This window comes from Citrobacter portucalensis, assembly GCF_023374935.1.
Lineage (GTDB): Bacteria > Pseudomonadota > Gammaproteobacteria > Enterobacterales > Enterobacteriaceae > Citrobacter > Citrobacter portucalensis.
Genome location: NZ_CP092466.1, coordinates 137,646 through 160,491 on the forward strand (window position 1 = coordinate 137,646; position 22,846 = coordinate 160,491).

The 22,846-nt window shown below is 52.5% G+C and carries 21 protein-coding genes; 12 read left to right on the forward strand and 9 right to left on the reverse strand.

Annotated features, from left to right (window positions below; translation table 11 throughout):
• Window positions 1-55: 55 nt before the first annotated feature.
• Window positions 56-877: a serine O-acetyltransferase gene (gene cysE, locus LY264_RS00675; RefSeq protein ID WP_003024160.1), complete on the forward strand. Its 822-nt coding sequence runs from the start codon at window positions 56-58 to the stop codon at window positions 875-877.
• A gap of 181 nt (window positions 878-1,058) precedes the next feature.
• Here cysE and trmL read toward each other — a convergent pair whose 3' ends face one another.
• From trmL to LY264_RS00700, 5 genes are all read right to left on the reverse strand, one after another.
• The gene (gene trmL / locus LY264_RS00680; RefSeq protein WP_048215308.1) at window positions 1,059-1,532 is read right to left on the reverse strand and encodes a tRNA (uridine(34)/cytosine(34)/5-carboxymethylaminomethyluridine(34)-2'-O)-methyltransferase TrmL; all 474 of its coding nucleotides are present in this window, start codon (window positions 1,530-1,532) and stop codon (window positions 1,059-1,061) included.
• Between the two features lie 40 nt (window positions 1,533-1,572).
• On the reverse strand, window positions 1,573-2,763 hold the full coding sequence (gene lldD / locus LY264_RS00685; protein ID WP_071692534.1) for an FMN-dependent L-lactate dehydrogenase LldD: 1,191 nt from the start codon (window positions 2,761-2,763) through the stop codon (window positions 1,573-1,575).
• A complete protein-coding gene (gene lldR / locus LY264_RS00690) occupies window positions 2,760-3,536 on the reverse strand; it encodes a transcriptional regulator LldR (protein ID WP_003024170.1) in 777 nt (258 codons plus the stop codon). Before lldR ends, lldD begins: the two co-directional genes overlap by 4 nt.
• Window positions 3,533-5,188 (reverse strand): L-lactate permease, encoded by a 1,656-nt coding sequence (gene lldP, locus LY264_RS00695; RefSeq protein WP_048215310.1) that lies wholly within the window; start codon window positions 5,186-5,188, stop codon window positions 3,533-3,535. Before lldP ends, lldR begins: the two co-directional genes overlap by 4 nt.
• Before the next feature lie 262 nt (window positions 5,189-5,450).
• Window positions 5,451-5,813, reverse strand: a complete 363-nt coding sequence (locus tag LY264_RS00700) for a YibL family ribosome-associated protein (protein ID WP_008786458.1) — start codon at window positions 5,811-5,813, stop codon at window positions 5,451-5,453.
• A gap of 292 nt (window positions 5,814-6,105) precedes the next feature.
• On the opposite strand from LY264_RS00700, the gene LY264_RS00705 reads away from it, so the two are divergent.
• Window positions 6,106-6,312 (forward strand): hypothetical protein, encoded by a 207-nt coding sequence (locus tag LY264_RS00705; protein ID WP_032945348.1) that lies wholly within the window; start codon window positions 6,106-6,108, stop codon window positions 6,310-6,312.
• 12 nt (window positions 6,313-6,324) lie between these two features.
• Here LY264_RS00705 and mtlR read toward each other — a convergent pair whose 3' ends face one another.
• From mtlR to mtlA, 3 genes are all read right to left on the reverse strand, one after another.
• The gene (gene mtlR, locus LY264_RS00710; RefSeq protein ID WP_003024179.1) at window positions 6,325-6,912 is read right to left on the reverse strand and encodes a mannitol operon repressor MtlR; all 588 of its coding nucleotides are present in this window, start codon (window positions 6,910-6,912) and stop codon (window positions 6,325-6,327) included.
• Window positions 6,912-8,060 carry a mannitol-1-phosphate 5-dehydrogenase gene (mtlD, locus tag LY264_RS00715; RefSeq protein WP_048227314.1) on the reverse strand — a complete coding sequence of 383 codons (1,149 nt, stop codon included), beginning with the start codon at window positions 8,058-8,060 and terminating at the stop codon, window positions 6,912-6,914. Before mtlD ends, mtlR begins: the two co-directional genes overlap by 1 nt.
• 220 nt (window positions 8,061-8,280) lie before the next feature.
• The gene (gene mtlA, locus LY264_RS00720) at window positions 8,281-10,197 is read right to left on the reverse strand and encodes a PTS mannitol transporter subunit IICBA (protein ID WP_003827337.1); all 1,917 of its coding nucleotides are present in this window, start codon (window positions 10,195-10,197) and stop codon (window positions 8,281-8,283) included.
• A 530-nt stretch (window positions 10,198-10,727) separates the two neighbouring features.
• Here mtlA and LY264_RS00725 point away from each other — a divergent pair.
• The 9 genes from LY264_RS00725 (at window position 10,728) to LY264_RS00765 (ending at window position 20,953) form a co-directional block, all read left to right on the forward strand.
• Window positions 10,728-11,090 carry a DUF3302 domain-containing protein gene (locus LY264_RS00725; protein ID WP_048227313.1) on the forward strand — a complete coding sequence of 121 codons (363 nt, stop codon included), beginning with the start codon at window positions 10,728-10,730 and terminating at the stop codon, window positions 11,088-11,090.
• Window positions 11,091-11,092: 2 nt separating this feature from the next.
• A complete protein-coding gene (locus LY264_RS00730) occupies window positions 11,093-12,229 on the forward strand; it encodes an HlyD family secretion protein (RefSeq protein ID WP_048215314.1) in 1,137 nt (378 codons plus the stop codon).
• Between the two features lie 97 nt (window positions 12,230-12,326).
• Entirely contained in the window at window positions 12,327-12,935 is a 609-nt protein-coding gene (locus LY264_RS00735) for a glutathione S-transferase (RefSeq protein WP_008786453.1), read from the forward strand.
• Between the two features lie 98 nt (window positions 12,936-13,033).
• A complete protein-coding gene (gene selA, locus LY264_RS00740; protein ID WP_048227312.1) occupies window positions 13,034-14,425 on the forward strand; it encodes an L-seryl-tRNA(Sec) selenium transferase in 1,392 nt (463 codons plus the stop codon).
• On the forward strand, window positions 14,422-16,266 hold the full coding sequence (selB, locus tag LY264_RS00745) for a selenocysteine-specific translation elongation factor (protein WP_048227311.1): 1,845 nt from the start codon (window positions 14,422-14,424) through the stop codon (window positions 16,264-16,266). The genes selA and selB overlap by 4 nt, the downstream gene beginning before the upstream one ends.
• 188 nt (window positions 16,267-16,454) lie before the next feature.
• On the forward strand, window positions 16,455-17,606 hold the full coding sequence (gene yiaY, locus LY264_RS00750; RefSeq protein ID WP_048227310.1) for an L-threonine dehydrogenase: 1,152 nt from the start codon (window positions 16,455-16,457) through the stop codon (window positions 17,604-17,606).
• A 92-nt stretch (window positions 17,607-17,698) separates the two neighbouring features.
• Window positions 17,699-19,237, forward strand: a complete 1,539-nt coding sequence (aldB, locus tag LY264_RS00755) for an aldehyde dehydrogenase AldB (protein ID WP_071692531.1) — start codon at window positions 17,699-17,701, stop codon at window positions 19,235-19,237.
• A 250-nt stretch (window positions 19,238-19,487) separates the two neighbouring features.
• Window positions 19,488-19,811, forward strand: a complete 324-nt coding sequence (locus tag LY264_RS00760) for a DUF3302 domain-containing protein (protein WP_003024200.1) — start codon at window positions 19,488-19,490, stop codon at window positions 19,809-19,811.
• A gap of 5 nt (window positions 19,812-19,816) precedes the next feature.
• The gene (locus LY264_RS00765) at window positions 19,817-20,953 is read left to right on the forward strand and encodes an HlyD family secretion protein (RefSeq protein WP_003827345.1); all 1,137 of its coding nucleotides are present in this window, start codon (window positions 19,817-19,819) and stop codon (window positions 20,951-20,953) included.
• A 16-nt stretch (window positions 20,954-20,969) separates the two neighbouring features.
• On the opposite strand, the gene LY264_RS00770 is transcribed toward LY264_RS00765, so the two are convergent.
• Entirely contained in the window at window positions 20,970-21,920 is a 951-nt protein-coding gene (locus tag LY264_RS00770; protein WP_048227309.1) for a LysR family transcriptional regulator, read from the reverse strand.
• A gap of 121 nt (window positions 21,921-22,041) precedes the next feature.
• Here LY264_RS00770 and LY264_RS00775 point away from each other — a divergent pair, with 121 nt between their 5' ends.
• Window positions 22,042-22,782 carry a MipA/OmpV family protein gene (locus LY264_RS00775; RefSeq protein WP_048215321.1) on the forward strand — a complete coding sequence of 247 codons (741 nt, stop codon included), beginning with the start codon at window positions 22,042-22,044 and terminating at the stop codon, window positions 22,780-22,782.
• The last annotated feature ends 64 nt before the right edge of the window (window positions 22,783-22,846 follow it).

Below are 22,846 nucleotides of genomic sequence, written 5' to 3' on the forward strand. Positions count from 1 at the left end.
ACGACCCGACCCGCGAAGAACGGGTCGGTCGTTTTGCTACCTTCTGGAGTACGCAATGCCGTGTGAAGAACTGGATATCGTCTGGAAAAACATTAAAGCGGAAGCCCGGGCACTGGCGGAATGTGAGCCAATGCTGGCCAGTTTTTACCACGCAACGCTGCTCAAGCATGAAAATCTCGGCAGTGCGCTAAGCTATATGCTGGCGAATAAACTCGCTTCTCCAATCATGCCCGCCATTGCGATTCGCGAAGTCGTAGAAGAGGCCTATGCGGCCGATCCTGAAATGATTGCCTCAGCGGCCTGCGATATTCAGGCAGTACGCACGCGTGACCCGGCTGTAGATAAATATTCCACCCCACTGCTGTATCTGAAGGGCTTTCATGCGCTTCAGGCCTACCGTATCGGTCACTGGCTGTGGCATCAGGGGCGTCAGGCGCTGGCGATCTTCCTGCAAAATCAGGTGTCCGTTACCTTCCAGGTAGACATTCATCCGGCGGCAAAAATTGGCCGTGGGATTATGCTCGATCACGCCACCGGCATTGTGGTCGGTGAAACCGCGGTGATTGAAAACGACGTCTCTATTCTGCAATCCGTCACGCTGGGTGGGACCGGTAAAGCCGGCGGTGACCGCCACCCGAAAATTCGTGAAGGCGTGATGATCGGCGCGGGAGCAAAAATTCTCGGCAACATTGAAGTCGGGCGCGGCGCGAAGATTGGCGCAGGTTCGGTCGTGCTACAGCCCGTCCCGCCGCATACCACCGCCGCAGGCGTACCGGCGCGCATCGTCGGTAAGCCAGACAGCGATAAACCGTCCATGGATATGGATCAGCATTTCAACGGGATACATCATACGTTCGAATACGGCGATGGCATCTGATTTCGAGCTATCTTACTTGTCATCTTGAACCCGGGCTGTGCTCGCCATCCTCACGTACTACGTGTACGCTCCGGTGGCTGCGCGCAGTCCGTGTCCAACCTGACTGCGCCGATAACGCTCGAAAAATAACGGTAAATTCTTTCGTAGGTCGGATAAGGCGTCAGCCGCCATCCGACAAAAATCAACTACGCAATATCGCGCCGGGATAACCTAACTGGCGCCAGGCCTCATACACCACCACCGACACCGCATTCGACAGGTTCATGCTGCGACTGTCCGGCATCATCGGAATACGAATTTTTTGTTCGGCAGGCAGCGCGTCGAGGATGCTGGCTGGCAGACCGCGAGTTTCCGGGCCAAACATCAGATAATCCCCATCCTGATAGCTTACCGCGCTATGCGCTGGCGTACCTTTGGTGGTCAGGGCAAACAGACGTTGCGGATTTTCTGCGGCGACGAAGGCGGCGTAATCAGGATGGCGTTGTACGGCGGCAAATTCATGGTAATCCAGCCCCGCGCGACGCAGGCGCTTGTCGTCCCAGGTAAAGCCCATTGGCTCAATAATATGCAGACGAAAGCCGGTGTTGGCGCAAAGGCGAATAATATTGCCGGTATTTGGCGGGATTTCTGGTTCGAATAAAACGATGTTTAGCATGCTGCCCCCTTAAGTACGGGGCAGCATAGCAAATTAACGTTTACGCCGCATTTCCACGTTTGGGCTGCATCGGGTAGTCAGCCACCTGTTTGCCCAGCTCTTGTACCAGCGAATCATGACTAATTTCGCTAATCGATTTTGCCCCGGTCAGGGTCATTGCCACCTTCATCTCTTTCTCGATCAGATTCAGCAGATTCGCCACCCCGGCCTGACCGTGGGTTGCCAGCGCGTACAGATAAGCACGTCCCAGCAGAACACTATCCGCGCCCAGCGCAATCATACGTACGACGTCCAGACCGTTGCGGATCCCACTGTCTGCCAGAATGGTGATATCGCCTTTTACCGCATCGGCAATAGCGGGTAACGCGCGAGCTGAAGACAGCACGCCGTCTAACTGGCGACCACCGTGGTTAGAAACTACGATGCCATCCGCGCCAAAGCGTACGGCGTCTCGGGCATCTTCGGGATCGAGGATCCCTTTGATCACCATCGGACCATCCCAAAACTCGCGGATCCACTCGAGGTCTTTCCAGGAAATCGACGGATCGAAGTTATTCGCCAGCCAGCCGATGTAATCCTCAAGACCGGTAGGTTTACCAAGATAAGTCGAGATATTACCTAAATCATGTGGGCGACCGTTCAGGCCAACGTCCCATGCCCACTGTGGATGGGTGACTGCCTGCCAGTAGCGGCGTAGTGCGGCATTTGGGCCGCTCATCCCGGAATGGGCGTCACGGTAGCGTGCACCCGGTGTTGGCATATCGACGGTAAAGACCAGCGTGGAGCAACCCGCCGCTTTGGCGCGCTCCAGCGCGTTGCGCATAAAGCCGCGATCGCGCAGAACATATAGCTGAAACCACATTGGACGCTTGATGGTTGGGGCGACTTCTTCAATCGGACATACGGATACCGTGGAAAGCGTAAACGGAATGCCTTTGGCATCAGCGGCGGCGGCGGCCTGAACTTCGCCCCGGCGCGCGTACATGCCGCACAGACCGACAGGTGCAAGGGCCACCGGCATGGAGAGCGTTTCGTTGAACAGCTTTGTCTCCAGGCTCAGGTCGGACATATTCTTCAGCACGCGCTGGCGCAGCGCCACCTCTGACAGGTCTGCCACGTTACGGCGCAGAGTGTGCTCTGCATACGCCCCTCCGTCTATATAGTGGAACAAGAAGGGGGGTAGGATGCGCTGGGCTGCGGCGCGATAGTCGCTGGCTGCTGAAATAATCATGTGTTGTTCTCCCTGCTATTCTCACCAGGGTCACCGGGCAGGCGGGTGATACGCGCCTGGCGGGCCTGATCTTCATCAAATCGTTTAATCGTGGTATGGACAAAACTGAGGTGCGCCATCATTGCTTTACGCGCTCCGTCGGCATCTCCGGCAACAATCGCATCCAGGACGGCCTGATGCTGCGCCGTCAGTTGCGAAAATACGGGCGGCACAAGGTACATACGCTGGCGGCTCTGTTTCACCGAAGACTGCAATACGTCGAAGAAACCGCGCATGGTCTGTAACAGCACCACGTTGTGTGAGGCTTCCGCAATGGCGAGATGAAAGCGAACGTCTGCCTGCGAGGCGAGATCTGGATCTTCGCTTTGTGTGGCCTCGAAACAGAGTCTGATCTTCTCTTTGTCGGCAGCAGTGGCACGCATAGCTGCATGCCAGGCGGTGCTGGCTTCGATGGCGTGGCGGGCTTCCAGAATATCGAAACTGTAATCAGGGTCGTCCGCCAGCAGAGTTTTCAGCGGCTGAACGATGTTTTGTTCAGACCAGGCCTCATGCTGCCAGCGGATAAACGTCCCGCCGCCACGACGGCTAATCAACACGCCTTCGCTCACCAGTTTCGCCAGCGCCTCGCGCAGCGAGTTGCGCGATACGCCGAGCTGTACGGCCAGTTGGCGCTCAGCGGGCAACTTCATGCCCGCCTCCAGCTGTTGTTCTTCAATCAGCGCCCGCACACGAGATGCGACTTCGTCTGACAGGCGTCTGGGCATCACTATCATGGAATCATCCAGGTTAAGACATAGGCCTGCAGCGTGGTAATCACACCCACCATGCAGGTGAAAATCAGACTGTGCTTCACGGTAAAGCGGAACAGATCAGACTCTTTCCCCACTAATCCCACTGCCGCACAGGCGATAGCGATAGATTGTGGAGAGATCATCTTGCCGGTCACGCCGCCGGTGGTATTTGCGGCCACCATCAGCACATCCGAAACGCCGATTTGCTGAGCGGCCGTGGCCTGCAGGGCGGCGAACAATGCGTTTGATGAGGTGTCGGACCCGGTCAGGAATACCCCCAGCCAGCCAAGGAACGGCGAGAAGAAGGTAAATGCGCTGCCGGTATGTGCCAGGGCCAGTGCCAGGGTGGATGAAAGCCCGGAGTAGTTAGAGATAAACGCGAATGCCAGCACCATCCCGATGGAGTAGATAGGCAGCGCCAGATCTTTCAGCGTGCTACCAAAGGTCTGCAGCGCAGCAGATGGCTTCATTTTCAGCCAGACGATAGACAGCAGGGCGGCAAACAGTATTGCGGTACCGGTCGCGGAGAACCAGTCAAATTTGTACACCGCCGCGTAGGCTGTAGCTTCGTGTACGACCGGTGGCATACGGGCAACCAGCTTGTCGAGGAACGGAACCGGAATATTGACCACCCAGTGGTACATCGCGCCGCCTGGCGCAAACAGCGCTTTAAACGGCGGTATGCTCCACAGCGTGACGGTAGCGGTCAGGAACAGGAACGGTGACCAGGCGCGTACCACCTGCCCAGCGGTGTAGCGGGTGCGCGACAGATCCATATCGACCTGCGAAGCGCCCATATCGCCAAAACGGAAGATGCGTACCGGCTGCCAGCGTTTCAGGAACAGCGTCAGACACACCAGTGAGACCAGAGAAGAGATGATGTCCGGCAGTTCCGGCCCGATAAAGTTAGAGCTGAGGTACTGTGCGATAGCAAACGAGCCGCCAGCGACCATCACCGCAGGCCAGGTTTCTTTGACACCACGCCAGCCATCCATAATCGCCATAATCCAGAACAGCACGATAATAGTCAGGAATGGCAGTTGACGGCCCACCATCTGGCCAATCTCGAAGCTGTCCAGTCCGGTAACCTGACCGGCAACCAGAATCGGAATGCCCATTGCGCCAAAAGCGACCGGCGCGGTATTTACGATCAGGCACAAACCTGCCGCATACAGCGGGTTAAAGCCAAGACCAACCAGCAGTGCGGCGGTAATCGCTACCGGAGCACCGAAGCCTGCTGCTCCTTCGAGGAATGCCCCAAAGGAGAAACCGACAATCAGCATTTGCAGACGCTGGTCTGGGGTAATCGAGAGTATCGATGATCGGATAATGTCGAACTGTCCGGTCTTCACCGAGATTTTATAGACGAATACCGCGGCGATAATGATCCAGGCAATTGGCCACAGACCGTAGAAGAAACCGTACACTACGGATGCCAGCGCGTGATCGACCGGCATTTTGTAAAACAGCAGGGCGACTGCCAGAGCAATCACCACCGTCCAGGACGCCGCAACATAGCCTTTCAGCTTGAGCTTAATCAGGGCGAAGAAAAAAAACAGGATAGGGAGCGATGCGATCAGGCTGGAAAGCCAGATATTACCGGCCGGGTCGTAGTTCTGTTGCCAGAGATTCATTGCAGGTCTCCTGGGGGCCGCCGACATAATGGAATGAGTCTTTGCTCAAATCTTCGTCACACTATGTGTAAAAGTGGCCCTGCCAATATTATTGTGTAGGGATAATGACAATGAATGGTTAATCAAATGTTATTTGTTGGCAACGGTATTGTACGTACATTTTAATGAAATGTGAGGTGTTGGTATAATCTGGCTAAAATTGGTAGGGCCAATTGAGAGGGGAAATGAAGGACCGGGCAAGCGGATGTTGCCCGGTGGGAGATTAGAACTCGCTCTTCGCGAAGCCCGTCATCTCTTTCAGGCCCATTTCACGGCCAAGCTCGGTCATCGGGTGGACGACGATCAGGCCGCGCACGCTTTTCTTCAGTTTGCCCATGTCAGCCTGCTCTTTTTTGGTGATGGCCCGACGGAACGGAAGTTTTGTCAGCTTTTGCGCTTCTTTACTCAGCTTCTGGCCGTGAACTTCACGCAGGCGTGCGATCTCGGCTTCCAGAGTTTCTTTCTCTTTTTCCAGCTCGGCGTATTTGTCGGCGGCTTCAACCAGGGACAGGTCTGCCTGCTGGTGGCGAATAGCGTCCAGACGATCGCTCAGGCGTTTAATTTCGTTTTTTTCGACTTCTTTCATAGGATAGCTTCTGATAAAAATAGGATGAATGCCCTATAGTATGCGCGCAGAGCGGGATTATTCACAACTGCTCGAAGATAAATAATCAAATACCGTAAGTATTAATTAGCTAATGATAATGTTACTACATTGATTAACAAGGAATTTTAAGCGATAAGATCGACCATGGTGCTTTTTATTGGCGTGTTCGTGGTGAAGCACGTTTTCCTCAATATAAACACCCAACTGATCCTAAACTTAAATGATCAACCGCACAGGCTGAGCGCGGTTAATACATGGAGGAGGGAAGATTATGGCGAAAATAGGTGAGAACGTTTCAATCCTGATTGATAAAACTGTCGATTTTATGGCTTCAAGCCAGGCTTTTCGCGAATATTTGAATAAAACACCGCCGCGCAACGTTGTCCCTTCAGAAATACCGCAGGAAAACGCGCAGCTGTATCTGCAACGTCTGGCGTACTATCGGCAGCTGTATCGACCGCAGCAGGAAGAGAAATAAGCAAGCATCGTCTTATTTTTGAAAGGCTTTTTTTAAGCTGATTTTAGAAATCAGCTCGGTCAGGGAAAGGACCATGGTGGATCGAACCATCTGCTGGTAACGCTGGATCTGCATGGCATGCAAACCAGAGTCTGAGGTATCAAACTGGGGTGGCGGCGGGAGTGCCGTCACGCAGTGAAGTTCACCAAACGGTCCAAGAATTTCGTCGTCGGTGAATGCGTATTCGTTGCCGTCGTGATTCAGCTCCTCCCGCAGCGCCATCAGCAGCTCAGCATCTTCATACTCCGGGCGACTGAGTACGCCCAGGCCGTAGATTAACTTCAGACGAACAGAAAGATCGCCCAACGGACCATCGCCGTCGAGCAGCGGTTCTACGGCGTATTTCACCGCATAGTCGTCTTTGCGAAATACCTGAAGCACAAGGATATTCACCGCCTCGGTGAGCAGTTCTACGGCGGTGATGAGGAAGCTGCGTACGGTTTTGCCAGCATTCAGACGCTCAAGCACACGATTTTCAAAGGCCTGCGTTTGTTCCATTATTGCCTGCATATCTGACAATCTATTATTCAGGCGCAGGATATCCTGCGCCAGGTCCTGCATCATTTCTTTGCGTTATACGCGTTAACAGCCTCAAGCACGACATCACTATTGGCATCCAGCCCGGAAACTTGCGCCAGCGCGGCCTGTGGGCCTTTTTCGTCAATCAGCGCGGCCAGTTCCTGTGCCTGCGGATCTTCTTCGCTGCGATAGTGCATCGCTGCCGCAATACCGGTAACCAGATTCGCATGCGGCAAACCATATTCCAGCGTACCCAGCAGTGGTTTAATCAGGCGGTCGCCTGCGCTAAGTTTACGCAGCGGCTGACGACCCACGCGCTCAACGTCATCTTTCAGATACGGGTTTTCAAAACGACCGAGGATTTTCTGAATGTATGCCGCATGTTTTGCTGCATCAAAGCCATAGCGTTTGATCAGTACCGCGCCGCTCTCTTCCATCGCACCTTTTACCACTGCGCGGATTTTCTCGTCGAGAATCGCGTCACGGATGGTTTGATGACCGGTCAATTTTCCGAGGTACGCGGTTATAGCATGCCCGGTGTTCAGCGTGAAGAGTTTACGTTCGACAAATGCCATCAGGTTATCAGTTAATTCCATTCCTGGGATGTTTGGCAGTTCACCTTTGAACTGTGTTTTGTCGACAATCCACTCACTGAAGGTTTCGACGGTAACTTCCAGCGGATCGTTGGTTGCTGAAGCCGAAGGCGGAACAATGCGGTCCACGGCAGAATCGACAAAGCCAACATGTTCTTCAACCCAGGCTTTATCTTCATCTGCTAACGCGTTCATTACATGGCCTTTCAACTGGGTCGTTCCGCGCACCATGTTTTCACAAGCGATGATATTTAGCGGAGTAGCGATGCCCTGCGCCTTGCGTTTAACCAGTCCTTTGGCGATGGCTGGAGCGATACGCTCAAGCACAACCGGACCGACGGCGGTAGTGACTAAATCTACGTGGGCAATCAGTTCAACAACATCATCGCCGATGCTGCTCACGGCGTTGACGCCAGAGACGGTATCAATCTGCTCGTTTTCACCCACGACATGAACCTGATAGCTATGACGGGCATTCAGGGCATCGAGCACGACCTGATTTACATCCGCGAACGTCAGCTGTATCCCCGCGTCCGCCAGCAGTTTGCCGATAAAGCCACGACCGATATTACCTGCGCCAAAATGTAATGCTTTCATAGTATTAACCTTCATTAATGTTTTTACCCAAGAGGGCTGGGGTGAGGCTTTTCCCTCAACCTAACCCTCTCCACAAGGGAGAGGATATCGCCTTCATATTTCGAACTGCAGATGCGTTGGCTCTCCTCGCTCACCCCAGTCACGTACTTATGTACGCTCCTGGGGATTCACTGCGTTGCCGCCTTCCTGCAGCTCGAACTATTTTGGGGATACTTAACTGTTAAGCTTTTTTACCTGCCAGCAGTTCCAGAACTTCATCCACGCTGGTGGTATGGGCCAGACGTTCGATCACGGATTCATCATCCAGAGCGTTGGTCAGGCTGGTAATCACCTGGATGTGCTCGTTGTTACGCGCTGCGATACCAATAACCAGACGGGCAATATCGTCTTCTTCTTCACCGAAGCGAACGCCTTCCGGGTACTGGCAGAACACCACACCGGTTTTCAGCACGCGGTCTTTGGCTTCAACCGTACCGTGCGGTACTGCGATGGACTCACCCAGGTAAGTCGGGGTCAGTTTTTCGCGGTCCAGCATCGCCTCAACGTATTCTGGCTCAACGTAGCCACCTTTCACCAGTTGCTCACCAGCAAAGCGAATCGCTTCTTCTTTGTTAGCCGCTTTACGGCCAAGGAAGATGTTCTCCGCACCCAGTTTGAACAGGTGGGTATCACCCTCTTCAAAGCTGTCTTTCAGGTGGTCGCGAACTTTCTCCTCGTTCACGTTGTGGCGCTGCGCAGCGACCAGACGTTCGGTCAGGTTGGAGTACAGACCGCTGTCGAGGAAGTTGGTCAGCGAAATGTGCTGTGCCTGAGGCACCTGGCGCATCGCGCGTTCGGTCAGGTCACGGTGGGTAATGACCAGATCCACATCCGGCGGCAGATTGTTAATCGCGCTGTTAGTGACGGAAATCTGAGACAGCCCTGCATCCTGCACTTTCTTACGCAGTACGCCCGCACCCATGGCGCTGGAACCCATACCGGCATCGCAGGCAACGATGATTTTACGAACATGGCTCAGGTCGTTGGTTACATCGCCAGCCGCCAGCGGAGATGCGCCTTTGGATTCCGCTTTCATGTCGTGCATACGACGGGTTGCGGCATCAATGTCATCATCTTCTTTCACTTTGCTGGTTTTCAGCAGAATGGCTGAGACCACAAAGGAGACTGCCATAGCCGCACAGATAGCAGCGATGTTAGCGAAGTAAGCTCCCTTCGGTGTCATTGCCAGCACGGCCAGGATAGAACCCGGAGACGCCGGAGAAACCAGACCGCCGTTCAGGATAGTCAGGGTAAATACGCCAGTCATACCGCCGAGAATAACGGCCAGGATCAGGCGCGGGTTCATCAGCACGTACGGGAAGTAAATTTCGTGGATACCACCCAGGAAGTGGATGATAGCCGCGCCGCCTGCAGACTGCTTAGCGCTGCCGCGACCGAAGAACATGTACGCCAGCAGCACGCCCATACCCGGACCTGGGTTAGCTTCAATCAGGAAGAAGATGGATTTACCCATCTCATGGGACTGCTGAATACCCAGCGGTGAGAAAATACCGTGGTTAATGGCGTTGTTGAGGAACAGGATTTTCGCCGGTTCAACGAAAATCGATGCCAGTGGCAGCATGTCATGGACAACCATGAAGTTAACGCCTGCCGCCAGAATTTTGGACAGTGCTTCAACCAATGGACCAATGCCGAGGAATGCCAGAATGGCGAGGATCATACCGATGATGCCAGCGGAGAAGTTATTCACCAGCATCTCAAAACCGGATTTGATCTTACCGTCTACCCAGTTGTCGAAGTGTTTGATCGCCCAGCCGCCCAGTGGACCTGCAATCATCGCGCCGAGGAACATTGGCATGTCCGCACCGACGATAACGCCCATGGTGGTGATTGCACCGACTACGCCGCCACGCTCGCCGCCAACCAGTTTACCACCGGTATAACCGATCAGTAGCGGCAGCAGATAGGTGATCATCGGGCCGACCAGCTTCGCCAGCGTTTCGTTCGGCAACCACCCTGTCGGAATGAATAATGCGGTGATAATACCCCACGCGATAAACGCGCCGATATTTGGCATCACCATGTTGCTGAGGAATCGACCAAAGCTTTGCACCTTGATCTTAATATCGGATGACATAAAAACACCCCTTCTTATGTTTGCTATCGCGCAGGCTGAAAGCCCGAGGTTTGTTAATGTAGCGGCAGGAGGTAGCCGGACCCTGTAGATACTGCGAAATCTGGCACTGAATCGTTCAACTGTCCAGTCGACGGCCTTTTATGTGACATTCGTCACGTAAATATAGGGTGTATGGCGTTGGTTAATGTGATTTTCATCACAAAATACCGGTACAAAAAAACATCGCAGCGCAATATTTCGCTGAAAATGAGGATTAAATGTGAAGTGATTCACATTTTTGCTTTCCTTGTTTGTTGGATTTTTGTGATGTGAATCGCAAAGTATTTTCATCTGAAATTTATCAGATGTGATCTGCGGCAGGTTCTACCCCCGACATTTTTATTGCAAAACAAAGCAACTTATCACCAGAAAAAATATTTTTTTTGTGGTATGGCGAAAACCCCAAACTGCAGTTATGTTCAAAACATCAGCCTGGGTGCATACGGCTGCCGGCATAAAAAAACTCTAATTAGCGTGAATTCGAGGCAGGTATGTTTCTAAATTATTTCGCGTTGGGCGTGCTGATCTTCGTTTTTCTGGTTCTGTTTTATGGAATCATCGCCATCCACGATATCCCCTATAACATGGCTAAGAAGCGCAACCATCCCCATGCCGATGCCATCCATACTGCAGGATGGGTGAGCCTTTTTACACTGCATGTTATTTGGCCGTTCCTGTGGATTTGGGCCACGCTCTACCAGCCTGAAAAGGGGTGGGGAATGCAATCGCACATCACGCCGACCGGAAAGGAGCCAGACCCTGAGATTGCCGCGCTGGCAGCGCGTATCACCCAGTTGGAAAAAAGACTGGATGGGGAGAAAAAAACCGATAACTCCACCTTTCCGGAGATTTAATCATGGATTTGTTGATTGTCCTGACCTATGTCGCCTTTGCCTGGGCCATCTTTAAAATATTCCGTATTCCGGTAAACCAATGGACGCTAGCTACCGCCGCACTAGGTGGTGTGTTTATTGTGGCGGGGCTTATCTTATTAATGAACTATAACCACCCGTATACCTTTACGGCGCAAAAAGCGGTTATTTCAATTCCGGTCACTCCGCAAGTCACCGGAATTGTTAGTGAGGTAACAGATAAGAATAATCAGCTCATTAAAAAAGGCGATGTGCTGTTTAAGCTCGATCCGGTACGTTATCAGGCACGTGTCGACAGACTGCAGGCCGACCTGGTAACCGCGACGCATAATATCGACAATCTGAAAGCACAACTGTCGGAAGCGGTCGCTAATACCACTCGCGTATCTGCGGAACGTGACCGCCTGTATAAGGACTATCAACGCTATTTGAAGGGTAGCCAGGCGAAGGTTAACCCGTTCTCTGAAAGCGATATCGATAACGCCCGGCAAAACTATCTGGCACAGGATGCGCTGGTCAAAGGCTCAGTAGCGGAACAGACGCAGATTCAGAGCCAGTTAGACAGTATGGTCAACGGTGAGCAATCCCAGGTCGCCTCCCTGCGCGCCCAGCTTGCCGAAGCCAAATATAATCTTGAGCAGACCGTTGTGCGTGCGCCCAGCAACGGTTACGTGACGCAGGTGCTCATTCGCCCGGGGACTTACGCCGCCGCGTTGCCTCTGCGACCAGTTATGGTATTTATTCCTGAACAAAAACGGCTAATCGTGGCGCAATTTCGCCAGAACTCACTGCTGCGTCTTGAGCCGGGCGATGAAGCCGAAGTGGTATTCAACGCGCTGCCAGGCCAGGTGTTCAGCGGCAAACTAACCAGTATCCTTCCCGTTGTGCCGGGAGGTTCTTATCAGGCGCAGGGGGCATTACAGTCCTTAACGGTGGTGCCGGGGACCGATGGCGTATTGGCAACCATTGAACTGGATCCGAATGCCGATGTGGAGGCGCTGCCGGACGGTATCTATGCCCAGGTGGCGGTCTATTCCGACCATTTCGCCCACGTGTCGGTGATGCGTAAAGTGCTGCTGCGCATGACCAGCTGGATGCATTACCTTTATTTGGATCATTGAGACTGCCATCACCTGCCATTTTCAGTGACCTGAGCCATACTAAGCGGTGTCCCACTATCGTTGGGCACCGCTTTTTTGTTGGCAAAAAGGACCCGGCATGAAACTCATTGGCAGCTATACCAGCCCTTTTGTGCGTAAAATTTCTATTCTGTTACTGGAAAAGGGCATCACCTTCGAATTTGTGAATGAACTCCCCTATAACGCGGATAGCGGCGTGGCGCGCTATAACCCGTTAGGTAAAGTACCCGCGTTGGTCACCGATGCGGGCGAGTATTGGTTTGATTCTCCTATCATCGCGGAATATATAGAGCTACTGGATATTGCACCAGCCATGCTGCCGCGTGATCCGCTGGCCGCGCTGAAGGTACGCCAGTTGGAAGCGTTGGCAGACGGCATTATGGATGCCGGTTTAGTTTCGGTGCGCGAACAGGCTCGCCCTGCCGCGCAGCAGTCAGAAACTGAATTGTTACGTCAGCGTGAGAAGATCACCCGTAGTCTGGATGTGCTGGAAGGCTATCTGGCGGATGGTACGCTGAAAACGGATACGGTTAACCTGGCAACCATTGCGATTGCCTGCGCCGTCGGTTATCTCAATTTCCGTCGGGTTGCGCCCGGCTGGTGTGTTGATCGCCCCCGTCTGGTCAAACTGGTGGAAACGCTCTTTCAACGCGAGAGTTTTGCCCGTACAGAACCGCCAAAGGCTTGATGCGTATTATGTCCGCCTGAGCAAAGTCACGGTACAATCCTTCCTATATCGATATCCCTCTCCACGGTGGAGAGGGCCACCAACAGCCAGGCCCTTTCATGACAACCGACATGCGTTCACTCTACAGCCAGCTTCCTGCTATCGATCGTTTATTGCGCGATAGCGCCTTCCCAGCCCTACGTGAATCTCACGGCCATACCCGGGTGGTTGACCTGCTGCGTCACATGCTCGATGAAGCCAGAGAAGCTATTCGCGACACGCACGCGCTCCCGGCATGGTGTGAGGACTGGGCGCAAGAAGCCAGCGCCCGGCTGGAACGAGAATCGCAAAGCGCGCTACGCCCGGTGATTAACCTGACCGGAACGGTGCTGCATACCAACCTTGGGCGCGCGTCGCAGGCCGAAGAAGCAATTGAAGCGGTGGTACAGGCGATGCGCACGCCGGTGACGCTGGAATACAGTCTGGATGATGCCGGGCGGGGACATCGGGATCGGGCGTTGGCGGATTTACTCTGCCGTCTGACGGGGGCGGAAGACGCCTGTATCGTCAATAACAATGCGGCAGCTGTTCTGCTGATGCTGGCCGCCACGGCGAACGGCAAAGAGGTGGTTGTGTCTCGCGGCGAGCTGGTGGAAATAGGCGGCGCGTTTCGTATTCCGGACGTCATGTGTCAGGCCGGATGCATTCTACGCGAGGTGGGGACCACCAACCGGACCCATGCGAAAGATTACCGCCAGGCGGTGAATGAAAACACCGGTCTGCTGATGAAAGTGCATACCAGTAATTACAGCATTGAAGGCTTCACAAAGTCGGTGGATGAGGCGGAGCTGGCCGTAATTGGCCAGGAGCTGGATGTACCGGTGGTGGCGGATCTGGGCAGTGGTTCGCTGGTCGATCTCAGTCTGTATGGTTTGCCGCAGGAGCCGATGCCGCAGCAACTGATTGCTGCTGGCGTCAGTCTGGTGAGTTTCTCCGGCGATAAACTGCTGGGCGGGCCGCAGGCTGGGATAATTGTCGGTAAAAAAGAGATGATCGCTCGTTTGCAGAGCCATCCGCTGAAACGCGCATTACGGGCAGATAAAATGACACTGGCTGCGCTGGAAGCGACGCTACGGCTCTATCTGCACCCGGAAGCTCTGGCGGAGAAGTTGCCGACGTTGCGCCAGCTCACCCGCTCACAAGAAGCGATCCACGCGCAGGCACAGCGATTACAGGCACAGCTTGCAGAGCATTATGGTGATGAGTTCGCCCTGAATGTGATGCCCTGCCTGTCGCAGATTGGCAGCGGCTCACTACCTGTTGATAGGCTGCCCAGCGCGGCGCTAACCTTTACCCCACATGACGGGCGCGGGAGCCGCCTCGAAGCGTTGGCAGCCCGTTGGCGTACGCTGCCCGTGCCGGTTATTGGGCGAATTTATGATGGCCGCTTATGGCTGGATCTGCGCTGCCTTGAAGACGAGACCCGGTTTATGGAGATGATGCTGAAATGATTATTGCAACCGCCGGACACGTTGACCACGGAAAAACAACGTTATTACAGGCGATTACCGGTGTGAATGCCGACCGTCTGCCGGAAGAAAAAAAGCGCGGCATGACCATCGATCTCGGCTATGCCTACTGGCCGCAGCCGGATGGGCGGGTGCTGGGGTTTATCGACGTTCCTGGACACGAAAAGTTTCTGTCCAACATGCTGGCGGGGGTCGGCGGCATCGATCACGCGTTGCTGGTGGTGGCGTGTGATGATGGCGTAATGGCGCAAACCCGTGAGCATTTGCAAATTCTGCAGCTGACGGGCAATCCGCAGATCACCGTGGCACTCACGAAAGCCGACCGCGTAGACGAAGCAAGAATTGAAGAGGTACGTGCGGAGATTCAGGCCATGCTGGGGAATTATGGTTTCGCGGAGTCGGTGCTTTTCGTCACTGCGGCCAATGAAGGCCGTGGCATAGAGGAACTGCGTGACCATTTGTTGCAATTAACGTCGCGCGAGCATGCCCGCGATCACAGCTTCCGCCTGGCGATTGACCGCGCCTTTACGGTCAAAGGCGCAGGGCTGGTGGTGACCGGGACGGCGCTCAGCGGTGAAGTGAATGTCGGTGACACGCTGTGGCTCACGGGCGTCAACAAACCGATGCGCGTACGTAGCCTGCATGCACAAAATCAGGCCACCGACCGCGCGCAAGCGGGACAACGTATTGCGCTGAATATTGCCGGTGATGCGCAAAAAGAAGAACTAAACCGCGGTGATTGGCTGCTTTCTGATGCGCCGCCAGAGGCTTTTACCCGCGTGATTGTTTCTTTAGAACATGCCGCGCCGCTGATGCAGTGGCAACCGTTGCATATTCACCACGCGGCTAGCCATGTTACCGGGCGTATCTCTCTGCTTGAAGGGACACTAGCTGAACTGGTGTTTGATACACCACTCTGGCTTGCCGATAACGACCGTCTGGTGCTGCGTGATATTTCTGCCCGTACAACGCTGGCAGGTGCACGTGTTGTGACGCTTAATCCGCCGCGACGCGGAAAGCGTAAGCCGGAATATTTGCAGTGGTTGTCGGCGCTGGAAAATGTGCAGAACGACGGCGACGCCCTGGCGCTGCATTTGACGCGTGGGGCGGTGAATATTCCTGATTTCGCATGGGCGCGTCAGCTCAACGGCAACGGGATGCGCCCGTTGATTGAGCAACATGGTTTTATTCAGGCGGGATACAGCCTGTTGAATGCCCCCGTTGCCGCGCGTTGGCAGCGAAAAGTCCTCGATACGCTGGCGACCTACCATGAGCAGCACCGTGATGAACCAGGACCCGGGCGCGAGCGCCTGCGCCGTATGGCTTTGCCGATGGAAGACGAAGCGCTGGTATTGCTGCTAATTGAAAAGATGCGCGAGAGTGGCGCTATTCATAGCCATCATGGCTGGTTGCATTTGCCGGAACATAAGGCGGGTTTCAGCGATGAGCAGTTGGCAATCTGGCAAAAAGTAGAACCACTTTTTGGCGATGAGCCGTGGTGGGTGCGCGATTTGGCAAAACAGACGGGAACGGATGAGCAGATGATGCGTGTGGCGTTACGACAAGCGGCACAGCAAGGCATCATTACCGCGATCGTGAAAGATCGTTATTACCGTAACGATCGGATTGTGGCCTTTGCCAACATGATCCGCGAACTGGATCAGGAAAGGGGATCGACCTGTGCCGCCGATTTTCGCGACAGGCTTAACGTTGGGCGCAAATTGGCTATCCAAATTCTGGAATATTTTGACCGCATTGGTTTTACTCGCCGTCGGGGAAATGATCATTTATTACGCGATGCCTTGCTGTTCCCTGAAAAATAATGGAACAATTAATTCATGGATTAAATGAATTAATACAAAATAGATGTTGATTGAAATAAGCACATTAGATTATGAACCTAATGTGCTTTTTAATTGTAAGTGTTATTAAAATAACAACCACGATCATATTTTGTTGGAAATTTCACTCGTATGCTTCCTGACTCTTTAGAGTAATTAAGGATCGTACAATGGCTGCTTCAACATTTTTTATTCCTTCCGTGAATGTAATCGGCGCTGACGCATTAAAAGACGCAATGAATACAATGGCGGAATATGGTTTTCGCCGTACGCTGATTGTTACGGATGCCATGCTGACGAAATTAGGTATGGCTGGCGATATTCAAAAAGCGCTACAGGAACATGATATTTCCAGCGTAATTTACGATGGTACGCATCCTAACCCCACGACCAGTAACGTTGCTGCTGGCCTGAAAATGCTGAAAGAAAATGACTGTGATAGCGTTATTTCTCTCGGCGGCGGCTCTCCTCACGATTGTGCGAAGGGCATTGCGCTGGTGGCGGCTAATGGTGGCGATATTCGTGACTACGAAGGTGTAGACCGCTCTGCAAAACCGCAGCTGCCGATGATCGCCATTAACACCACGGCGGGTACGGCATCTGAAATGACCCGCTTCTGCATCATCACTGATGAAGTACGCCACATTAAAATGGCGATTGTGGATAAGCATGTTACACCGCTGCTGTCCGTCAATGACTCCTCGCTGATGGTCGGTATGCCGAAGTCTCTGACGGCGGCCACCGGTATGGATGCGCTGACTCACGCTATCGAAGCCTATGTTTCTATTGCTGCGACCCCCATTACCGATGCGTGTGCGCTGAAAGCGGTCACCATGATTGCGGAAAACCTGCCAGTCGCCGTGGAAGATGGCAGCAATGTTCAGGCGCGTGAAGCCATGGCTTATGCGCAGTTCCTTGCAGGTATGGCATTTAACAACGCCTCTTTGGGTTACGTGCACGCCATGGCGCACCAGTTGGGTGGCTTCTACGATCTGCCACACGGTGTATGTAACGCAGTGCTGCTGCCGCATGTGCAGGTTTTCAACAGCAAAGTTGCTGCCGCTCGTCTGCGTGATTGCGCGGCTGCGATGGGCGTTAACGTTGCTGGACTGAGTGCAGAGCAAGGGGCGGAAGCCTGTATCGCGGCGATCCGCGAACTGGCGCAGAAAGTGAATATTCCGGCTGGGCTGCGTGAGCTGAACGTGAAAGAAGAAGATTTTGCCGTTCTGGCGACTAATGCCCTGAAAGATGCCTGTGGTTTCACTAACCCGATTCAGGCGACACATGAAGAAATTATGGCGATTTATCGTGCTGCCATGTAATTCGTGATACCTGTCGTAAAGCAGTAAAAGGCTGGCGAATAATTCGCCAGTCCCGTCTACCCTTGTAGTACCCCTACAGCAAGGAGACGGTCATGACTAATAACCCCCCTTCAACGCGTATTTATCCCGGCGAGTATGGTTACCCTCTGAAGTTAAAAGCCCGATACGATAACTTTATCGGCGGTGACTGGGTCGCACCGGTGGACGGTGAGTATTACCAAAACCTGACGCCGGTAACCGGGCAATTACTGTGCGAAGTGGCCTCTTCCGGCAAAAAGGACATCGATTTGGCACTGGATGCCGCGCACAAAGCAAAAGATAAATGGGCGCAGACTTCCGTGCAGGACAGGGCGGCGATTTTGTTCAAAATTGCCGATCGTATGGAGCAAAATCTGGAGCTGCTGGCGACGGCTGAAACCTGGGATAACGGTAAACCCATCCGTGAAACCAGCGCGGCAGATGTGCCGCTGGCGATTGACCATTTCCGCTATTTCGCGTCCTGTATTCGTGCACAGGAAGGGGGAATAAGCGAAGTTGATAGCGATACCGTGGCGTATCACTTCCATGAAGCTCTTGGCGTGGTGGGGCAAATTATCCCGTGGAACTTCCCGCTGTTGATGGCCAGCTGGAAGATGGCGCCTGCCCTGGCTGCCGGTAACTGTGTCGTGCTTAAACCTGCGCGCCTGACGCCGCTGTCCGTGTTGTTGCTGATGGAAGTTGTCGGCGATCTGCTCCCGCCTGGCGTGGTGAACGTGGTAAACGGCGCGGGTGGGGAAATCGGTGAGTATCTGGCGACGTCAAAACGCATTGCAAAAGTGGCGTTTACCGGCTCAACGGAAGTTGGGCAGCAGATCATGCAGTACGCCACGCAGAACATTATCCCTGTTACGCTGGAGCTGGGCGGGAAATCCCCCAATATCTTCTTCGCGGACGTGATGGATGAAGAAGATGCGTTCTTTGACAAAGCGCTGGAAGGTTTTGCATTGTTTGCCTTCAACCAGGGCGAAGTATGTACCTGCCCGAGTCGTGCGCTGGTACAAGAATCCATTTACGAACGTTTTATGGAAAGAGCTATTCGTCGGGTGGAAAGTATCCGTAGCGGCAACCCGTTAGACAGCGTGACGCAAATGGGCGCGCAGGTGTCGCATGGTCAACTGGAAACCATTCTGAATTACATCGACATTGGTAAAAAAGAAGGGGCAGATGTTCTCACCGGCGGGCGGCGCAAACAGCTGGATGGCGAGTTAAAAGAGGGGTACTACCTCGAACCGACCATTCTGTTTGGTAAGAACAACATGCGGGTTTTCCAGGAGGAGATCTTCGGGCCGGTGCTGGCTGTCACGACGTTTAAAACCATGGAAGAGGCGCTGGAAATCGCTAATGACACCCAATATGGGCTTGGCGCTGGCGTCTGGAGTCGTAACGGAAATCTGGCGTACAAAATGGGACGTGGGATTCAGGCGGGGCGAGTTTGGACCAATTGTTACCATGCTTACCCGGCACATGCGGCGTTCGGCGGCTACAAGCAGTCGGGTATCGGGCGCGAGACGCATAAGATGATGCTTGAGCATTATCAGCAAACCAAATGCCTGTTAGTGAGCTACTCTGATAAACCACTGGGGCTGTTTTAATTTCACGTCACCTACTGCCCGGTCGCGTTTAGCGTACCGGGCATCAAGTTATGTCCTCAGGTAAGTGGCTGGGGTGAACGAACGCAGCCAACAAAGAAGCAGCTCAAAAGACGACGGGTATATATAAACCCATATATCGTTATATAAATAAGATAATTGCATCCAATCTGGTCATTCCAATACTATTATCAACTCTATTGTTTAAATCAAATTGCATCCGAATTTCTTAATTTAAATCCCTGAGGCAAATATGTTCCTTAATTATTTTGCATTAGGAGTGCTTATTTTTGTATTCCTGGTCATTTTTTACGGGATTATTATTCTGCATGATATTCCCTATCTAATTGCAAAGAAACGTAACCATCCTCATGCCGACGCAATACATGTTGCGGGTTGGGTTAGTTTGTTTACCTTACATGTTATTTGGCCCTTTTTATGGATCTGGGCAACGCTTTATCGCCCGGAACGCGGGTGGGGCATGCAGAGCGCGGATTCTTCCCTGATCCAGCTTCAGGCAAGGGTTGCGGATCTGGAAAAGAAACTGGGTGAGGCCAAGACCTCTCCGGCGGAGTAATATCGATGGATTTACTGATTGTTCTGACCTATGTGGCGTGTGCATGGTCAATATTTAAAATTTTTAAAATTCCTGTAAATAAATGGACAGTTCCTACCGCGGCATTAGGCGGTATATTCATTGTTTGCGGACTTATATTACTGATGAATTATAACCATCCGTATACATTTAAGGCACAAAAAGCGGTAATTTCTATTCCCGTGGTGCCGCAGGTAACGGGTGTAGTGACAGAAGTGACGGATAAGAAGAATACGCTAATCAAAAAAGGCGAGGTTCTGTTTAAGCTTAATCCAGGGCGTTATCAGGCACGGGTCGATCGCCTGAAGGCTGATATTGTCACCGCACAGCATAAAGAGCAGGCTCTGGTTGCGCAGTTAGACGAAATGAAAGCCAACACGCAGCGGGCAAAGGCCACGCGTGACAAACTGGCAAAAGATTACCAGCGCTATGCGCAGGGGAGTCAGGCGAAGGTGAATCCTTTTTCTGAACGCGATATCGACGCGGCGCGCCAAAACTACCTGGCGCAGGAAGCTTCGGTGAAATCCTCCGTTGCAGAACAACAGCAAATTCAGAGCCAGTTGGACAGCCTGGTACTGGGTGAGAATTCGCAAATTGCCAGCCTGAAAGCACAGCTAGCGGAAGCAGAGTTCAACCTGGACCAGACCGTGGTTCGCGCGCCCAGCGATGGTTACGTCACTCAGGTGCTGATGCGCCCAGGAACCTATGCCGCCGCGCTGCCGATGCGCCCGGTCATGGTATTCATCCCGGATCAGAAACGACAAATTATCGCCCAGTTCCGTCAAAACTCGTTGTTGCGACTGGAACCAGGCGATGAAGCGGAAGTGGTGTTTAATGCCCTGCCGGGTAAGGTGTTTAGCGGTAAACTGGCCGCCATTAGTCCGGCAGTACCGGGTGGTACATACCAGTCGAACGGGGCACTGCAATCTTTAAACTCTACGCCCGGTTCGGAAGGGGTAATCGCCACGATTGAGCTGAACGACAATGCGGATGTGAACGCATTACCTGATGGGATTTACGCCCAGGTTGCCGTTTACTCTGACCATTTCGAACATGTGTCGGTCATGCGCAAGGTGTTGCTGCGGATGACCAGTTGGGTGCATTACCTGTATCTCGACCACTAAGCGCAGGCTATTTCGCTTACTCAGGCTGTCGTATCGCCTGAGCAAGCTGCTGACGTATCTCCGCGAGCATTGCATCGAGAATATACTGCACTCGCCAGGGCTGGTATTCACGCTTGCGGAAAATCGCCACTAAATCCAACCACCATTCATGTTGCTCCGAAAAACACGGGACCAGCATCTCGGAACGACAATCTCTTTGCACACTTTCATTTGGCGCAAAAACAATCCCCAAATGATTACGTGCCAGCGCCAGTGCGGATTGTGTATTGTCGCAGATGTAATTTCCCGTCACACGATAGTCACGCATCTTTTTGTCTTCAGCAGAATTGAATCGCCAAATGTTGGCATCATCAATCATCATAGAATCAATTAGAATGCAGGAATGGTTGACTAATTCATCAGGACTACTAATAGGATTCTTGGTGAGATATTCCCGACTGGCAAAAGCAATAACCGCATATTTAGTGATGAAACTGGCGACCAGTGATTCATCTTTAGGATGAGCATAGGAAAGTAAAATATCACAATCGTCAGGAAAGTCGACGCCTTCATAAAATGCTTTGCGATCCAGGTTATAGGTTTTTAGCACCAGACTGATATCGCCAATATCCATTATTTTTGCAATAACATGTTGCGATAAGTAAGCAATAATTCCGGTTGGTGCATATACCGTTACTTTGCCACGTTTCTCGTGCTTATAATCAGCAATGAAATTATTTAACTGCTCATTTCTGTCTAACATGTCATTGATGTAAGGAAGTAACGCAATACCAAACGGCGTGAGGGTCAGATGCCGGGTGGTGCGGTCAAACACCTTTAATCCAACTTTTGATTCAAAATCAGCAAGATATTTACTGACGTTGGCCTGTGCGATACCGAGAACAGTAGCGGCATGGCTGATATTTTCACTGGCAGCAATTACCGAAATAATCTTCAGTTCCCGGTGTTTAAGTTGTAATTTATTCATCGCCAAGCCCAATATATATAATTTTATATATATTACTATATAAATAAGAACCTTGCACCGATGAAATTGTAAGCATTATTATGCACCCGCTTTGTAGCTTATTTTAAAATGGAATGTTGGCATGTTAATTAAACGCAATATTGTGGCGCTGCTCGCCTTTTCTTTTATGGCGAGTGCAACTGCCGCAGAATTTTCTATTGGCGCTGGCGCTGTATATAATGAATCACCTTATCGCGGGTATAATGATAATGTTCACGCAGTACCGCTTGTCAGTTATGAAAGTGAATCATTTTATTTTAGGCAAACAACGCTAGGTTATATTTTGTCTAAGAGTGAAAGTAATGAATTTAGTATTACTGCCTCTTATATGCCGCTGGAGTTTGATCCCGGCGACAATGACGATCACGCGATGAAAACGCTGGATAAGCGTGACGCAACTGCAATGGCGGGTGCCGCGTGGTATCACCATGAAAGATGGGGTAGCGTGAAAGTCTCCGCCGCTGCGGATGTGCTGGACAACAGTAATGGCTGGGTAGGGGAAGTTTCACTGTTCCGTCCAATGCCAATGGGCAAGCTGACGCTGACGCCATCAATTGGCGTGCTCTACTATGACGAAAAATTCAATGAATACTACTACGGCATTTCGGGTAATGAGTCCCGTCGTAGTGGTTTATCAAGCTATTCCCCAGGCGATAGCTGGACACCGTATGTTGGCCTGTCCGCTAAATACGCATTAACCACTAACCTGACGCTGCTGGCAAGCGCCAACTATAGCGCACTGCCGGATGACATTAAAAATAGTCCGATGGTTGATCGTGATGACAGCTTCACCTTTATGTCCGGTCTGACCTGGCGTTTCTGATTCTCACCCGTTTGTCCTCAGGGAGGAGGGCAATCTTTTCATGAGACATTGACGGATGGGGGCT

Excerpts from the sequence above, each read along its gene's own strand:
- LY264_RS00765 (WP_003827345.1), top strand. The coding sequence starts at position 19,817 with ATGGATTTACTGATTGTTCTGACCTATGTGGCGTGTGCATGGTCAATA.
- selB (WP_048227311.1), top strand. The coding sequence starts at position 14,422 with ATGATTATTGCAACCGCCGGACACGTTGACCACGGAAAAACAACGTTA.
- aldB (WP_071692531.1), top strand. The coding sequence starts at position 17,699 with ATGACTAATAACCCCCCTTCAACGCGTATTTATCCCGGCGAGTATGGT.
- mtlA (WP_003827337.1), bottom strand. The coding sequence starts at position 10,197 with ATGTCATCCGATATTAAGATCAAGGTGCAAAGCTTTGGTCGATTCCTC.
- trmL (WP_048215308.1), bottom strand. The coding sequence starts at position 1,532 with ATGCTAAACATCGTTTTATTCGAACCAGAAATCCCGCCAAATACCGGC.
- LY264_RS00760 (WP_003024200.1), top strand. The coding sequence starts at position 19,488 with ATGTTCCTTAATTATTTTGCATTAGGAGTGCTTATTTTTGTATTCCTG.
- LY264_RS00770 (WP_048227309.1), bottom strand. The coding sequence starts at position 21,920 with ATGAATAAATTACAACTTAAACACCGGGAACTGAAGATTATTTCGGTA.
- cysE (WP_003024160.1), top strand. The coding sequence starts at position 56 with ATGCCGTGTGAAGAACTGGATATCGTCTGGAAAAACATTAAAGCGGAA.
- LY264_RS00705 (WP_032945348.1), top strand. The coding sequence starts at position 6,106 with ATGGCGAAAATAGGTGAGAACGTTTCAATCCTGATTGATAAAACTGTC.
- lldP (WP_048215310.1), bottom strand. The coding sequence starts at position 5,188 with ATGAATCTCTGGCAACAGAACTACGACCCGGCCGGTAATATCTGGCTT.
- lldR (WP_003024170.1), bottom strand. The coding sequence starts at position 3,536 with ATGATAGTGATGCCCAGACGCCTGTCAGACGAAGTCGCATCTCGTGTG.
- mtlR (WP_003024179.1), bottom strand. The coding sequence starts at position 6,912 with ATGCAGGACCTGGCGCAGGATATCCTGCGCCTGAATAATAGATTGTCA.
- LY264_RS00700 (WP_008786458.1), bottom strand. The coding sequence starts at position 5,813 with ATGAAAGAAGTCGAAAAAAACGAAATTAAACGCCTGAGCGATCGTCTG.
- LY264_RS00735 (WP_008786453.1), top strand. The coding sequence starts at position 12,327 with ATGAAACTCATTGGCAGCTATACCAGCCCTTTTGTGCGTAAAATTTCT.
- mtlD (WP_048227314.1), bottom strand. The coding sequence starts at position 8,060 with ATGAAAGCATTACATTTTGGCGCAGGTAATATCGGTCGTGGCTTTATC.
- LY264_RS00775 (WP_048215321.1), top strand. The coding sequence starts at position 22,042 with ATGTTAATTAAACGCAATATTGTGGCGCTGCTCGCCTTTTCTTTTATG.
- selA (WP_048227312.1), top strand. The coding sequence starts at position 13,034 with ATGACAACCGACATGCGTTCACTCTACAGCCAGCTTCCTGCTATCGAT.
- LY264_RS00730 (WP_048215314.1), top strand. The coding sequence starts at position 11,093 with ATGGATTTGTTGATTGTCCTGACCTATGTCGCCTTTGCCTGGGCCATC.
- yiaY (WP_048227310.1), top strand. The coding sequence starts at position 16,455 with ATGGCTGCTTCAACATTTTTTATTCCTTCCGTGAATGTAATCGGCGCT.
- LY264_RS00725 (WP_048227313.1), top strand. The coding sequence starts at position 10,728 with ATGTTTCTAAATTATTTCGCGTTGGGCGTGCTGATCTTCGTTTTTCTG.
- lldD (WP_071692534.1), bottom strand. The coding sequence starts at position 2,763 with ATGATTATTTCAGCAGCCAGCGACTATCGCGCCGCAGCCCAGCGCATC.